Annotated in this window: 6 protein-coding genes; 4 read left to right on the plus strand and 2 right to left on the minus strand. The window is 46.3% G+C overall.

Annotated elements, in window-relative coordinates; genetic code table 11:
• The first annotated feature begins 31 nt into the window (after positions 1-31).
• Positions 32-160 (plus strand): hypothetical protein, encoded by a 129-nt coding sequence (locus tag Q0C11_RS01910; RefSeq protein ID WP_293005252.1) that lies wholly within the window; start codon positions 32-34, stop codon positions 158-160.
• A 122-nt stretch (positions 161-282) separates the two neighbouring features.
• Here Q0C11_RS01910 and Q0C11_RS01915 read toward each other — a convergent pair whose 3' ends face one another.
• The gene (locus Q0C11_RS01915; protein WP_293005254.1) at positions 283-8,955 is read right to left on the minus strand and encodes a glucoamylase family protein; all 8,673 of its coding nucleotides are present in this window, start codon (positions 8,953-8,955) and stop codon (positions 283-285) included.
• Between the two features lie 739 nt (positions 8,956-9,694).
• Positions 9,695-9,904 carry a hypothetical protein gene (locus Q0C11_RS01920; protein WP_293005256.1) on the minus strand — a complete coding sequence of 70 codons (210 nt, stop codon included), beginning with the start codon at positions 9,902-9,904 and terminating at the stop codon, positions 9,695-9,697.
• Between the two features lie 322 nt (positions 9,905-10,226).
• On the opposite strand from Q0C11_RS01920, the gene Q0C11_RS01925 reads away from it, so the two are divergent.
• The 3 genes from Q0C11_RS01925 to Q0C11_RS01935 all read left to right on the plus strand — a co-directional run bounded on the left by Q0C11_RS01925 (position 10,227) and on the right by Q0C11_RS01935 (position 14,546).
• Positions 10,227-11,138, plus strand: coding sequence for a LysR family transcriptional regulator (locus Q0C11_RS01925; RefSeq protein WP_293005258.1), 912 nt, complete (start codon positions 10,227-10,229; stop codon positions 11,136-11,138).
• A gap of 52 nt (positions 11,139-11,190) precedes the next feature.
• Positions 11,191-11,502, plus strand: a complete 312-nt coding sequence (locus Q0C11_RS01930) for a BolA/IbaG family iron-sulfur metabolism protein (RefSeq protein WP_293005260.1) — start codon at positions 11,191-11,193, stop codon at positions 11,500-11,502.
• A 902-nt stretch (positions 11,503-12,404) separates the two neighbouring features.
• Positions 12,405-14,546 (plus strand): hypothetical protein, encoded by a 2,142-nt coding sequence (locus tag Q0C11_RS01935; protein WP_293005261.1) that lies wholly within the window; start codon positions 12,405-12,407, stop codon positions 14,544-14,546.
• Positions 14,547-15,333: the final 787 nt, after the last annotated feature.

Genomic DNA, 15,333 nt, shown 5'->3' on the forward strand with positions numbered 1-15,333 from the left:
CAATAATGCTATTTCCAGGATAACGGTGACTATGGCTGAAGCTGATGTCGTAATTGGTTTGCTTCCTTCTCGCGAAGAAACTCCATTGATTATTTCGAATGTCAACAGCGCTCAGTTAACACAAGATGAACAACTTATTTATTGGACAGGCAAGATTTAATTTATCGTCATGAGCGTTTTTTGATCATTCTATTTCAACACTTCCAATCAATTATCGCAATACTCTGGAAAGGGGCATTGTTGAACGCATACCAAAAAAGTAGAGAGGAATTCTATTGATCTTTAACTTAAGTGCGCCTCAACGTAGTGATCACGGTGATCGTCTGCAAGTGGAATCATACATTGTGATCGCCCTTTGTCATCGGTAACTAAGTTATTGATCGCGATGCCGTCTAATGTAACATGGATCTCATGACCTGGCTTCTCATCGTTGCATTTGACAGTGATGTGGTAGAAAGTCTCGCGGAAGCGATAGTGGATAATGTACCCGCTCCAATGAGTCGGGATACACGGCGTTATGCGTAGATGGTCTGCTTCCAGCTGTAGACCCAGAATCGTTTCCACGGTTAGTCGATACATCCAACCCGCTGCCCCAGTATACCAGGTCCAACCACCTTGACCAATGTGTGGCGCTACACCATAGATATCCGCACACATGACGTATGGCTCAACCTTATAGCGCTCGACTTCCTCGGGTGTTCGACCGTGATTGATAGGATTGAGCATGGTAAACAATTCCCAGGTACGCTTCCGGTCACCTAACATGGCAAACGCCATTGCGGACCAAATAGCAGCATGGGTATATTGGCCGCCGTTCTCACGAATGCCTGGTACGTAGCCTTTAATATATCCGGGCTCAAGTTTTGATTTATCGAAGGGTGGATCGAACAATTGGATCAACTGCGTATCGCGCCGTATCAAGTATTTGTCTACCGCAGCCATCGCTTGGCTTGCGCGTGCAGGATCTCCACCCCCGGAAATGACTGACCAACTCTGGCTGATCGAATCAATTTTACACTCATCATTACTGGACGAACCCAAAGGTGTGCCGTCATCGAAATAGGCCCGCCGATACCATTTGCCGTCCCAGGCATGGGCTTCGATATGCTCGCACAACCGTGCAGCCTGTTGCTCACAAATATTGGCAAAAGCTTCGTCTCCCCGGCTCTGTGCCAAGTTGGCAAACATTTGAAGGTTCGCGTACAAAAACCATGCTAGCCAAACGCTCTCGCCCTTGCCGTTACGGCCGACAAGATTCATGCCATCGTTCCAATCGCCACACCCCATCAACGGCAAATGATGATCGCCAAAGCGCAAACTATGTTTAACGGCACGGACGCAATGTTCATAGAGACTTGCCTCTTCCAGGGAGCGTTGCGGCTGGTCGTAGTAAGCTTCCTCTTCCGAATATAACTCGCGCCCTTCCAGGAAGTGAATCGACTCATCAAGCACGCCGATATCGCCAGTCGCCAGCACATAACGGCAGGTAGCATATGGCAGCCACAGATAGTCATCGGAAAAATGAGTACGCACACCTTGTCCGTTAGGTGGATGCCACCAGTGTTGCACGTCACCTTGGAGAAATTGCCGTTCGGCGCAGCGGATTATTTGCTCACGAGCTAACCAAGGTGTCGCATGGATTAGTGCCATGGTGTCTTGCAATTGGTCACGGAAACCGTAGGCACCACCGGACTGATAATATCCGCTACGACCCCAGAATCGGCAAGATAGTGTTTGATAGATAAGCCAACCATTGGTTAATACGTTCAAAGCGGGATCTGGTGTTTCCACATACACCGCGCCCAATGTGTGGTTCCAATACCCCCATACCGCTTCCAATGCTTGCCGGGCGCCTGAGAGTCCACCGTATTGCTGAATAAACTGATGCGCTTCATCGACACTGTGAGCTGCGCCGAATATAAATAAGATTTCGCGATCTTGTCCTCCAGCCAGTTCGAGATGTGTTTGGATAGCTGCGCACGGATCGAGGCCAGCCCCGATCTTTCCTGACAAGCGCTTGCGCCGCATCGATGCTGGGTTGGATAGTGAGCCATTGCGACCGATGAACTCGGTACGATTCCCAGTTACTGAACGCTCTTGTTCGCTCACTTTTACAAAGACGACTCGCTTGGCGTATTCGCGACCATAAGCATTGCGAGCAAACAGCGCTCCACTGTGTGGATCCATCTCAGTCACTATGTGCATCTGATTGGTGTGACGCCATTCACCAAGCACCAATTCCCAGTAGCCGGTCAATGACAATCGCCTTGTGTGCTTGGAATGGTTGTGCAGCTTGATCAGCACGAATTTCACTGGCGCGTCCATGGCTACGTAGGTATGCAGTTCCGAAGAGATTCCAGCCTGGTAATGTTCGAACACGCTATACCCAAACCCATGGCGGCACACATATCCGGATTGACCACGGGTTGGCAATGGTGTTGGCGACCAGAAAATTCCTGTATCTTCATCACGGATGTAGAACATCTCACCACTACTGTCACTCAATGGATCATTATGCCAAGTAGTCAATCGGAATTCATGCGCATTGTCCACCCAGGTATACGCACTACCACACTCACTAACAACCGTGCCGATATGCGGACTGGCGATTACATTGGCCCACGGCGCAGGCGTATTTTTGCCTGGCTCTAGAGTAATGACATACTCGCGCCCATCGGGCGTAAATCCTCCCAAGCCGTTGTAGAAAATCCGCTCACGCGTTGCTAATGGACTGACTAGTTCAGAGACCGGCAGCAGCAACCGGGGTTCAAGGAGATCAGAACTACGTTCAGACGATGTGCGACGTTCCAATGGCTCGATCAATGTTTCGGCTGTATCGCTAAACACGATGCGCGCGACCGTTTGGAGCAAGACCCTCTCATCTTCGGAAAGTTCTTCGACACGCCGTACAAAAACGCCTCCTGGCTTCTCGATTATTTGCGCGTCAGCCCCTGCATTAATCAATCCTATGATCTGATCATGCAAATCTGCCCTATAGCCTGAGAAATCTTCGTTTACGATTACCAGATCAGCAGACAACCCCTTCATTCGCCAATAGGCATGGGCCTGAATCGCTTGTTTTATCAGATCGATACGATTCAGGTTTCCGATTCGTATCAGTATAATTGGCAAATCACCCGAGATGGCAAAACGCCAAAGTCCGGATTGACCCAGTTGGTTGCGCACAATGACACTAGGAGCAGCGCGACGCAAAGCGTTGCTGAATATGACGGAACTGGCAAGACGACCATAGATTTGAGCATCGGCTTCGGTGATATTGAGATGACGTAGCACTTCCTGACTTTGAAACCACGCCATTTCAAAGGCACGTTCCACAAAGTGCCGGTCACAATAGTTTTCCAACAACCCCAAGGCCGCTTCGCGCGTGCTGGCGATTCCGGAGATGATTTGCACCGTGGCTGATTCATCTGGCAATAATGTGATAGTGCGACGGATTGCCACGATCGGATCAAGCACCGAACCATCCGTGTTCGACAAAGTTGATATATGATTTCCGGTATCTAACATCACAGGATTTGCCGGCGTTCGTCCCCGCCCGATGAATTGAACTCGATCCGTTTCATAGGACGGTTCATCAATCACTGCGCCCGGAGCCGCTAACAGATGAAACATCCATGGTGTCTGTTCTTCCATCGTGCGGCGACGCCGTGTGCAGAGGATCGCCTGCCGATCGTGAACAATTTCCGTTTGCACGAACAAATTACTGAAACTACGATGAGCCAAGTCGGAATTCAACGGCGCCAAAACCACTTCTGCATAACTGGTTACTTCAATATGACGGATGCGGGGAGACTGGTTAGTGAGTGTAACACGGCGAATCTCGACATTGTCTTCAGGTGAAACACAGATCTCGGTGTGCGTTTCTATCGACCGATCGCGGCGACGGTATTCCGCACGTGCTTGGACAAAAATCGCCTCATAGTGATCGGCCTTGCACAGAGTAGGTTGATATGAGGTGGACCAATAATGCCCGGAATCACGGTCTCGCAAATAAATAAAGGTGCCCCAACCATCAGAGGTGGCATCTTCGCGCCAGCGGGTGACAGCAAAATCGCGCCAGCGACTGTAACCGCCTCCGGCATGAGTCGCCATCACGTGGTACTGTCCGTTGGATAGCAGATGCACTTCCGGTATCAGTGTGTTCGGATCGGTGAACACACGCATGATCTCGCCGGCTTCTGCGACTGCCGGGCGCGCAGCGGCATTGACTTCCGCCGCGTGCGGATGCAATGTTGCTCCTTTTTTCGGTATACGCTCCTGCAGCAACAATTTCGTCGCCTGAATAAGCGGGTCCGACATAAAACGACGCTGCATCGGTTGATTAAGCAATATATGCTCAAAAGCCAGCAGGCTCATCCCCTGATGATGCGCCATGAAGGTACGCACAATGACGCTGGACTTGCCACGCGGCACACGTGCTGGCGTATAATCGACAGCTTCATAGAACCCATACGCACCAAGCAAACCGTTGGCGACTAGTGTTTGTAAATTATGACATGATTCATGCGGCATCACCGTCAGCGCCAGTGCGCTGGCGTAGGGCGCAATAACCAGATCGTCTCCCAATCCACGCTTGAAACCGAGTCCTGGCACTCCGAATGCCCGGTATTGATAGATTTGGTTTATATCGGTGGCGTTATAACAGGATTCAGAAATACCCCAAGGAACATCGCGTTGCCGACCGTATTCGACCTGACGCAACACTGCAGCTTTGCATGTTTGCTCCAATAAGGTGTTTTCGTAACTTGGCATAATCAAGCGCGGCATGAGGTATTCGAACATCGAACCACTCCACGAAATCAGACTTACGTCTCCGCCATGGCTGGTCAAAAGCCGGCCAAGTGCAAACCAATGCTTTTGAGGAATTTTTCCCTGTGCAATCAGTAAAAAACTTGCCAGACGCGCTTCGGATGCCAGCAGATCATAGCATGACTGATCTCGGCGTCGCTCGCCTACGTCATAACCGATAGCCAGCAAATCACGCGCTGCATCGTAGAGAAATTCAAAATCCATTATTGCAAATTGGCGACAACGATTCACCAGAGCATTGATCGTTTTAATCCGCTCCTGCGCACTTCTAGTTGACACCCTCGTTTCCGTGCCTGCAGATGCCAATTCAGCGAGAGTCGGAATATTATTTAAGTGTTGTGGTTCGGATACCAGATATCTAAGGTCCTCTTGAAATGCGCTGATTTGCAGAACAAATGTCTGCGCCCAATAATACAGTTCGCCGTCGATATCGATATCTGTGGGCAGACAAGCAATCATCTCCTTACCAATACGCTGCAACTCAACCAGAAAACTATCGGCGATCACCAACGTTTGTACAGATTCGTCCAATGTGAGCATGTGCAGATTGTGTTCTAGATCCTTTATTTTCTTTGCCATATCCGAAGCAAGTAATTCGGGTACGTGTTCGGCAAGTACACGCAAAGTATCCTGCAATCCTTGAAAAGTATTGGTTGACAGAATCGATTGATCTTTCAATTCGATTAATCCAGCTTGTAAGGTGAGCAAGCTACCGGCAAGATTTCCACTGTCCACTGAAGATACGTATTGCGGGTGTAACGGTTTCAGTGTTCGCGTGTCGTACCAGTTGTAAAAGTGGCCAAGGTAGCGTTCCAGCTTTTCCATCGTGTCCAGTGTGTTTTGAATTCGACACAAAAACTCACCAGCGGAGATGTAACCAAAATCATAGGCAGCCAAATCAGCCAGCAAAGCCATACCAATATTCGTGGGTGATGTGCGTGTGGCAATGATTTCGGTCGGGTATTCCTGAAAATTGTCCGGCGGCAGCCAATTATCCTTTGGACCGACAAACTGCGCGAAGTAACGCCATGTTCGCCGCGCCGATTTACGCAGGAATACACGTTGATCCATCGTCAGTTGGGGTAACGGGGATACCAGTGGTTTACTGATCCACCAACCGACAACAGGGGACAAGAACCATACAAGCAATATAGGTGCACAAAACAGCAATTCCGATAATTGTTTACTTTCTAACAGCAGGATCAGCAACACTGACAAAACAGGTCCGATCCACATCTCCTTTACAAAATCGGCCAATGTGTGGCATGCATTGCGACGTGCATAGGATGGTAGATGCCACAGCATCAAGCTACGTCGCGTAAATAACATGCGAAAACCCGAGTACATAATGGCACTCAGGCTAATTAGCGCGTCATAGGGCAATAAAATCAACGTCAGTAACGACAGTGCAATATGGCGACCGGCTGACTTGCTGGTCAGACTAAAGTGCACCAGCCAGTCACGATCTTCCGGTTTACGGATTAATTCGATCACGCTTCCCACTAAACCGGGCAAGAACACCACGCTAACAACCAGCAAAATCCAGAACCAAGCTGGCCCTGGGCCGAATAACCACCCCCCCACCAATAATGCCAGTAGCGACAGCGCCACGAGGCTACGTCGAAGATTATCAAATATTTTCCACATTAACAAAGAATTGAGTGGATTTGGTCGCCGTTTTTCTTTCGATTCATTGGAATCAGGTGGTCCGGGAACACGCGGAAGCAACCAACTCGCAAGCTGCCAATCACCGCGTATCCAGCGGTGTCGTCGACTAGCCTCTATGGCGTAACTGGCTGGATGCTCTTCAATGAGGTCGACATCGGTCACCAGTGCACAACGCGCATATCCACTTTCCAGCAAATCGTGACTGAGAATAAGATTCTCGGGAAAACATCCATCAACAGCCTGACGAAAGGCATCTACATCGTAAATGCCCTTACCAATGAATGATCCTTCGCCAAAAATATCCTGATAGACATCGGATATTTCACGCGAATAGGGATCAATACCCGACTCGCCCGCGAATAATTTAGTAAATCGCGTTTGACTTGCACTGGTTAGGCTGATTGAGACGCGCGGCTGCAGAATTGCATAGCCTTCGACAATGCGGCGTTGGTCAGCATCGTATATCGGCCGATTGAGCGGATGGGCCATGTTACCGATCAAAGTACGCGCTGCATCGCGGGGAAGTTGTGTGTCGGTGTCAAGGGTTATGACATATTGGATGGACGAGAGAATAGACAGCTCTCCAACCATATCCGAGAACATTGTTTTTTCCCCGCCGCGCAGCAAGGCATTGAACTGTTCTAGTTTGCCGCGCTTGCGTTCGTATCCCATCCACACCTGTTCATGTGGATTCCATACGCGTGGCCGGTGAAACAAATAGAAAATGCATGACCGATCGTCTTGATAGGTAACGTTAAGCGCCTCGACCGCAGCCCGTGCATGAGCCAATAACGCATCATCCTCTGGTTGCGTACATTCCAGTGCATCACGAAAATCTGTTAGCAGAGCAAAGTACAAATTGGGATCACGATTACCAAGATAGCGGATCTCTAAAGCGCTAAGCAGCTCATCAACATCCTGCGGTTTACTCAGTAAAGTTGGAACCACAACCATGGTGCGGTGAACCGCCGGGATTCCCTGCGAGAAATCCAGTCGCGGTAAGATACGTGGAGGCAAGCACAACGTGACCAGCAGATTAATCAGTGAAACTGCCAACGCCGAGGCACCTATAACGCCAACAATCGCAAAAAACCAGAAGCGCCAATCACCCGGATTAAGGCTTTCGAATGATAAAAGAGCAACCGATGCCGCCAATGCGGTAAGCATCAGGATCGGGCCAAGATAAAGAATCAGGTTGAGATGCTGACTGGCGCGGCTGATTTTTAATTTCCACGGCATTTGGAAACCGACTTTACTTTCCAATATTGGCCGGCCCTGATCAATCAGATAATATCCAACATGCGCTGTACGATTGTGAACACCCAATTGTTCAGCTGCGGTCTGTGCCAAAGCAATGACTTCACGGGTCACCGCCAATTCACTATACGAACTTCTTCTCGCCACATCCTCAATGACATGCCGATAGCGATCGCGCGTGGCAAAATCTTGCAAAGCATGCATTCCCGCTGGATCTGCCCGCAAAGTTTCTTCGACAATACTCAGCGACTCGACGAAATTCCTCCAGTCCATGGTGCTGATAAAACGCAAACTCCCGATACTATTGGCAATGGAAATTTGATTGGCGGCACCAGTTCGACCAGATGCTTCTGACAATTGGGCTGCCGTTATTCCCTGCTCCAGCAATTTTTGCTCGACCCAAGTTTGAACGAATGCCATTGCTGATCCTTGAGCCTGCAGCCGGGCATAAAATTCCTCCACAAAAGGTGCAGTCAAAGGCACGTCGGCATTAGCAAACTCCGACAGCAGCTGAATAAGTTGTTTCGGTTCCCTTTCAGCGGCTGCAAGCATCCGATCTGCCCAGATGATGGCTGCATTGAGTTCTTCACGTCGACGGGCAATACGTAATGCAGCGCGGCGAATATTCTCTAATAACGCCAATTGCAACATGATCGGAAATGCCCATAACTCACCTAGCTTTAACGGCTCAACGGTCTGGTAGGCAGCGACAAACTGGATAAGGTTTTCCTTGTCGACGCGGCCATCCATGTGGGAAATGAGCTGCAAAGCCAAGTCATAAATGCGGGGGAAACCAGCTGATGAGCCATTCGCCAATCGTGGTAATTGACGGCTGTACCCGCGTGGTAAATGCCGACGTGCTTGATTGATCTGCTGTTCGATGAGATAAAAATTATCCAGCAACCAAGCCTCTGCTGGAATGATTCGTTGTCCCGGTGCTACTGCGACAGTCACAACGTCATAAGCCGCTATAAGCACGCGTTCATTATCTGCGAGCCGTGGTAATAACCGGTCCGGTCCGGGATGTGGGTCGATCTTGTACTGCCCTGCCAGCATCGCCCCTTGACGTTTCAATTGCTCAATGCTGAACAACTCGGAACGAAGTAATTCCGTATCACGGGCATTACGGAGTACATTCGACGTTTGCGCTGAGAATCCGAGTACCCTGATGTTGATAGCATTCTCCTTGTTCAAATTCATGGCAGTCAGCGTTACACCGATTTTTATGACCCTTGATTGCCAATAACTGTCTTGAGTCGGCTCGACTACTCCGGAGACTTATCAATTTGAGTCATGCTGTACCAGTTGACTCCTCCACTTGGTGATAATACGCTCTTTCAAATTCAATCGGAGAGAATATTCTTACAGCCTCCAGTAGCTGACGATTAATGAACCAGGTATCGGAAGTCCTTTTAGCTGAAAATGGAATGGATGTGACTGTGGCAAATCAAGTTTGTGCCAAAAAAATGTTAGAAAGTTGCGGCACCAACATCAGGGATAAGTGAATACACTCATCCTTGATAAAATATTTGTGATAACTCAAAGCAAACAAATGATTTAGGGGTGAGCGATGGGCCAGAACGGCAAAGTGGACGATATCTTGCTGCAGGCGACTCGAGATAACAAAGCACTACCAAGCAATACTTAAACAATTTCTCAAAAAATGTCGAAATGAGCCGAGGAAAATGCTCACTGATAAGTTGAGAAGTTAGGGTGTTGCTCTCTAAAAATTTAGCCCTGACTTTTTCACACCAACAGACGATAACTCCAATGTTGAGCACTTCTTGACAGTTAGCTTGACAGTACCTGCATAGCTTCATAACGCATTGTTTATTGTATTACGGAGCCGTATTTGTTCAAATGCCCCCGTTGAGAATTTTTATGTTCTCTCACCGTAAATTACTTGATTACAAACACGGGGGCGCGATCCATATCAGATTTAACCTGAACTACCATTTCTCACTACTTGAAGATTATTAAAGTTATTTGTTTCCATCTTGGCGATCTGATGCAAGGCTTGCGGGCTACTTATCGCATTACCAGTAGACGTCGTTACAACTGCCGCCAAGGTGAACGTGATTGCATAAAGGACAGTAATTGCATAAACCACAATTAATTGAGGTGCTTTTATTAACTCTGTAGTTTCCATTGATTTTACTCCTTTTATTGGTCATCTTTGCAAGTAGCATAAATGTCCGATTGTCTTGCAGAAATAACCTCATTAATAATACGCTCTTAATGGTTGACAATAAAATACTCGCTGGAGAACCAACAGCACATTACCTTAAGTGATCAAGAGCGAACTCATTAAGGCTCGATACCGATTGGTTATTTAATTACAATAACAAACCTAACCATTTCGTGGACGAATATAAATATCTCACCTTGGAACACATATTACAGAGTGGTAGCGGCTGAGAGAAGTCCCAAAAAACGAAACATTTTGTTTCCATATTGGATACAATAATATTATGCAAGATCTCAATCTTTTCGTAATCTTTGCTCGAGTTGCCGAAGCAGGAAGTTTTTCGGAAGCGGCGCGGCGTATGGATATCTCTCGTGCAGCGGTGAGTAAGGCCATTGCCAAACTTGAGAAAGATCTCAGCACCCGATTATTTCTCCGCAGCACTCGGCATCTTAGCTTGACCGAGACAGGTATCGCGCTTTCAGAGCATGCTACTCGCATCCTGGAGGAAGCCGAACATGCCGAACGAGTGGTCAATAGTCTTCATGCTGAGCCGCGCGGGACACTCAAAGTGAGTGTATCGAGCTCTTTCGGAACGCGTCATGTCGCTCCAGCACTCCCATGTTTTCTTGCTCGTTACCCTAAGATCAAAATTGACTTGACTATTACCGATCATCCAGGTGACCTGATTGAAGAAGGGTATGACGTACAAATTCGCGTGACAAACGAGCCTGATCAGAATCTGGTGGCTCGCAAGATTGCACCTGTGCGTCGCATATTGTGCGCGACCCCTCAGTACTTTCAACAATGGGGCATGCCAAAAACACCTGAAGATTTAGAGAAATATAATTGTCTTGATTGCGCACTCTCAGCCGAGCAAGGCTACTGGCGCTTAAACGGACCCGAGGGCAAAATCAAGGTTCCAATATCAGGAACCTTACGTATCAATGATAATGACGCGCTTGCACAGGCGGTTCTTCATGGATTAGGAATTGCTTTGCTACCCACTTATACAATTGGCCTGGAATTACAAAAGGGACGACTCCAAACGGTGCTGCCGGAATACCTATCGGTGGAGCGTCATATTTATGCCTGCTACCTCCCTAGCAGACATTTGCCCATAAAGATACGCCTTTTTATTAATTTCCTGTCAGAATACATTGGAGATACACCTTACTGGGATAAGTCTCTAAAATAGATCAACTACTGCCCAACCAACTCCATTTTTGACAGCACATGTCAGTTAAATTATGAATATAAAAAATTCAATCGAGATCAAGCTGCTATCATTGCAACCACGATTTCTAGAAGTGATCAATGAAAGTCACAAGCACAATGTGCCAGAAGGATCCGAATCTCATTTCAAGGTGACGATCGTTTCTGATGAATTTAATGGGAAAATACTTCTAGCTCGCCATCGAATGATCAGCAGCATTCTGGCTGATGAGCTTCATTCTATTCATGCACTTGCTATGCATACCATGACCACAGAAGAGTGGATTAAAAGAAGCGGGAAGTTAAACGAATCCCCTCCGTGCCTTGGCGGCTCAAAAATCGAATAACTTTGCAAAAACATTTTTTCTTACAATAAATAGTTAATCGATTCAGCAACCCAAGCTTCTAGCGTAGCTCGACAGAATATCTAAAGTTAATTGTTGACCGCTTCCTGAGATACACACCACCATTTAAAATGGTACATCAATAATTTATTCTGCAACCACCATCCCGACAAAAAAACATATGGATACATTTACATTTTCGATCAAAATGAGCATTAAAAAATCTGCTGTCTTCTTAAAATAAATTTGCTCCGCGCGCCCTGCATCTATCCCCGCGGCAAGACCACGGGGAATCGGAGTTCAAGCATATTTTCTTTTCCCGTGTCTGGATTCTCGCTTTTGCACTTGCCCTACTTTGCTTGAAACGAAAAGATTCGTTATCGGTTTCTAAGACGTGGCAATGATGACACGGGCCTCGAACTCATGAATTCCGAAAAACTAATGTAACAACAATGCCGCACCTGACAGGGAAAATGATAGAAAAAGTCCAGTTTACCTTGTCAATTGAAACGATCAATTCTGAAACATGCACAATTTAATCCTTAACTCGAAGTAAAAAGTTTTACGTGATGAAAAATATCGCTTTGCTTGTAAATATCAAATTGCTTGGAACCATCAATTCTTGCTAAAAAGCCGCTAATCCAACGTTGCCTGGAGGTTTTTTTGTTATCGTAGTAAAACTTTTGAGGTTGTGAAGATGTCCTATAGCGTGTATATTTATACAAAAATAATAATTATAACTTATTGTATAATTATACATTTACATTAATCTCAGCCTCTAGTTTTGATACCAATTAACTACACAGACACAGAGATTCAGTCTTTATCAATAAACTCGTAACAAAAGCTTCATTCATTCAATGAAGTCAATAAATAATAAGCAATTAAAGCTTGAGGGATTAAACATGTTAGTCAATATAAAAAAAATTCAAACTAGTTTCATTCGGCGAATTGCCGTAATTACTGCATTTTTCTTGGCAATTGCCGCCACCGGCATGAATACGCACGCACACACGCCTCATGATATGGTGCTTGCATTTGCTGCATCACCAGACTATGCCAGTGACAAAACGATGTTTCTAGTAACCGATGGCGCATACACTGGCTGGCGTTACGATGAAATTCTGCGCTCAACTGATGGGGGACTTAACTGGACCAATATTCCAAACGGAATGGATCATGCCTTCGAATATAGCGTTCTTCGCGTTTCACCAAAATTCAGTACCGACCAAACCGTATTTGCTGGTCTCAAAGGTAAAGGCGGCATTTATCGATCAACCAATCGCGGCGACTCTTGGGAGTCCTATAACACAGGACTCGCCGCTTCAAATTTGATTGTAAGAAAAATGGAAGTTGCTGAATCCAGCTCGGGTTATGTCCTTTTTTTCGCTGATGCCAACGGATCCCTTTTCCGCCGAACCAATACCAATGCAAATTGGGTTCAAGTACTCGATAAAACTAATAAAGTGACTGTCATTGCGATCTCACCGGACTACGCCACCGATAACACTTTGGTGGTTGCAAGCGATACTGGTTACTTACGAAAATCCACCAACGGAGGTAATGACTGGACCGAATTAGGGAATCCGACAGGAACCATCATATACGATATGGCCATCGCACCAGGAAGCGCCGCGGAAATGTTCCTGACCACCCCTAGCTTTGGGATTTTTTATAGCAGCGACGGTGGGAGCACCTTTATCAACAAAGGAAACAATTTACCTAACGAAGCGATCAATAATATAGCGATTTCACCGAACTACGCGATTGATCGCACTGTGTATTGCACCAGCTTAAGGCAATCGGTATTTAAATCCACGGATAAAGGCAATAACTGGACACTGTTTAATTCGGGAGCCAAGGTCACTCAACAAACTGGATTACTCAATGAAATGACGGATTTGCAAGTATCCCGAACATATGCAACCGATAAAACCGTTTTTTTACCGGTATTCGACGGACTATTTATCTCGAAAAACAGTGGCACTACCTGGCAGCAAAGACAAACGCGCATGGGCCTGATGACGGGACTTGCGTTATCCACTAGTTTCAACAGTGATCAAGATATGATTGCCACAACATATGTCGGCAGGGGAATAGCCATTTCTGCTAATGGCGGTACAACCTGGTCTACCAGTGGCTGGCCCAACCCATCGGGGCGGAAGATGAATTTTTTCGATTCACAGATCGTGAAAAATCCCAACGGTAGTCAAACTGTGGTTTCAGCAACCAATAGTTACGTAGGAAGTTCTTTAGATTTCGGAGCGAGCTGGACAGTCAAGTTTGTGCCTCGATTTCCTGCCATAAACCCAGACCTTGTTACTTTTACCAGTCTAGCCGCATCACCTAACTTTGCTAATGACAAAGAGATTTATCTTGGCTCGAGATTTCATGGCGTACTGCACACAAAAGACGCTGGAAAAACTTGGCAGCTGCAGCGTGGCGTACCACTGACTAATCCAGTTACAAACATAGGAGTGTCGCCTAATTACGCTAATGACCGCACTACATTTGTCGCCACACGTTCAGGTCAGGTATGGCGCACTCAGAATGGCGGAGATACTTTCTTGCGAGTAGGCACTAGCTCAATCATATCCACCGGATCGGTTGGACAAAGGTATACGTGGGTTGCAGTATCTCCGCAATTCGCGACTGATAATCTTGTTCTTGTTGGCACAAATAATGGTATTTACCGCTCAATTGATGGCGGCACCACCTGGACAAAAGAAATCCACGCTTCAGTTGGATCAAATGCTGTCGTTCAACAAGTGGAATTTTCGCCAAACTTTGGTACTGATCGAAAAGCCTTTATTAATGTCCGTGGTAAAGGTTTATTTCGCGTGAATTTGAATGGAGGTGGAGCAGTAGTATCTTCACTGAACACGACTTTATCGTTACTTACAAACGAAAATATTCAGTTTACTGAATTTCAGGTATCGCCCACTTATGCGGTGGATTCTACGATTGTAGGCGCTGCCAGAAAAAGTATCTATAAATCAACCAATGGTGGATCAACCTGGGCAGTAGCAGGATTTCCCGACAATTAATTGTAATTGACAATTACAAGAGTTCTAGACTAACAAAAGAAAGTTAGTCTAGAACTCTCAGTGAATCCCAAATTGTAAGCAGAGTAAACCCAATTATTATCCAATAAGGTCGCTTTGTAGCGCCTCCGAAAAAGCTGGCCGCTGAGTCATACGGTGATTTAAAAAGAAGATGACAATAATTATCCATCAAACCGTGTTATTGCACAGATTCTTAAAACTCTTAACTGCCTAATCTTCATAAATATTTACGCGGCAGTCTCCAAGTGATGTGATGTGATAAAGCGCATCTCCGGTGTAATCCGGAGGTTTATCCAGTTACCACAGTAAAACTTTTGAGGTTGCACGCAGGTCGTATGAGTTCAGGGATGAAATACAACACAACTAAATTGATGTGACCAATACGAATTGACGCGCTGATTTGCTGTGCACTCAGAATTTCTGAGAACTGCTTTCATATCTGGGAAGCTTACATCTTTTGGAAACGCGCATTCTCAGAATATACAATGAAAATTAAAAATACCTGTTTAGTTATTTGTAGTAATAGCTTCAGTAACAAATAAAGGCACGCAACGTATTGTATTTTATTTAACAATTCATCCAAAAGATCCTGTTGTTGGGATATATGTACTAGAAAAAAGGTCACAATGACCTATTGGTATATAGAAGCATTTCCACTACCCTTAATCTTCACCTTACGAGATTAATCTACTACGAAGAGATTCAGGGCTTATCAATTAATTCGTAGCAAAAACTTCATTTGATGGAGTCAATAATCAATGAGCAACCA

The sequence above is a fragment of the Nitrosomonas sp. genome (genome assembly GCF_022842015.1).
Lineage (GTDB): Bacteria > Pseudomonadota > Gammaproteobacteria > Burkholderiales > Nitrosomonadaceae > Nitrosomonas.

What these genes read in the sequence shown, in the direction of transcription:
- Q0C11_RS01930 (WP_293005260.1), top strand. Translation starts at nt 11,191, where the DNA reads ATGAATATAAAAAATTCAATCGAGATCAAGCTGCTATCATTGCAACCA.
- Q0C11_RS01910 (WP_293005252.1), top strand. Translation starts at nt 32, where the DNA reads ATGGCTGAAGCTGATGTCGTAATTGGTTTGCTTCCTTCTCGCGAAGAA.
- Q0C11_RS01925 (WP_293005258.1), top strand. Translation starts at nt 10,227, where the DNA reads ATGCAAGATCTCAATCTTTTCGTAATCTTTGCTCGAGTTGCCGAAGCA.
- Q0C11_RS01915 (WP_293005254.1), bottom strand. Translation starts at nt 8,955, where the DNA reads ATGAATTTGAACAAGGAGAATGCTATCAACATCAGGGTACTCGGATTC.
- Q0C11_RS01935 (WP_293005261.1), top strand. Translation starts at nt 12,405, where the DNA reads ATGTTAGTCAATATAAAAAAAATTCAAACTAGTTTCATTCGGCGAATT.
- Q0C11_RS01920 (WP_293005256.1), bottom strand. Translation starts at nt 9,904, where the DNA reads ATGGAAACTACAGAGTTAATAAAAGCACCTCAATTAATTGTGGTTTAT.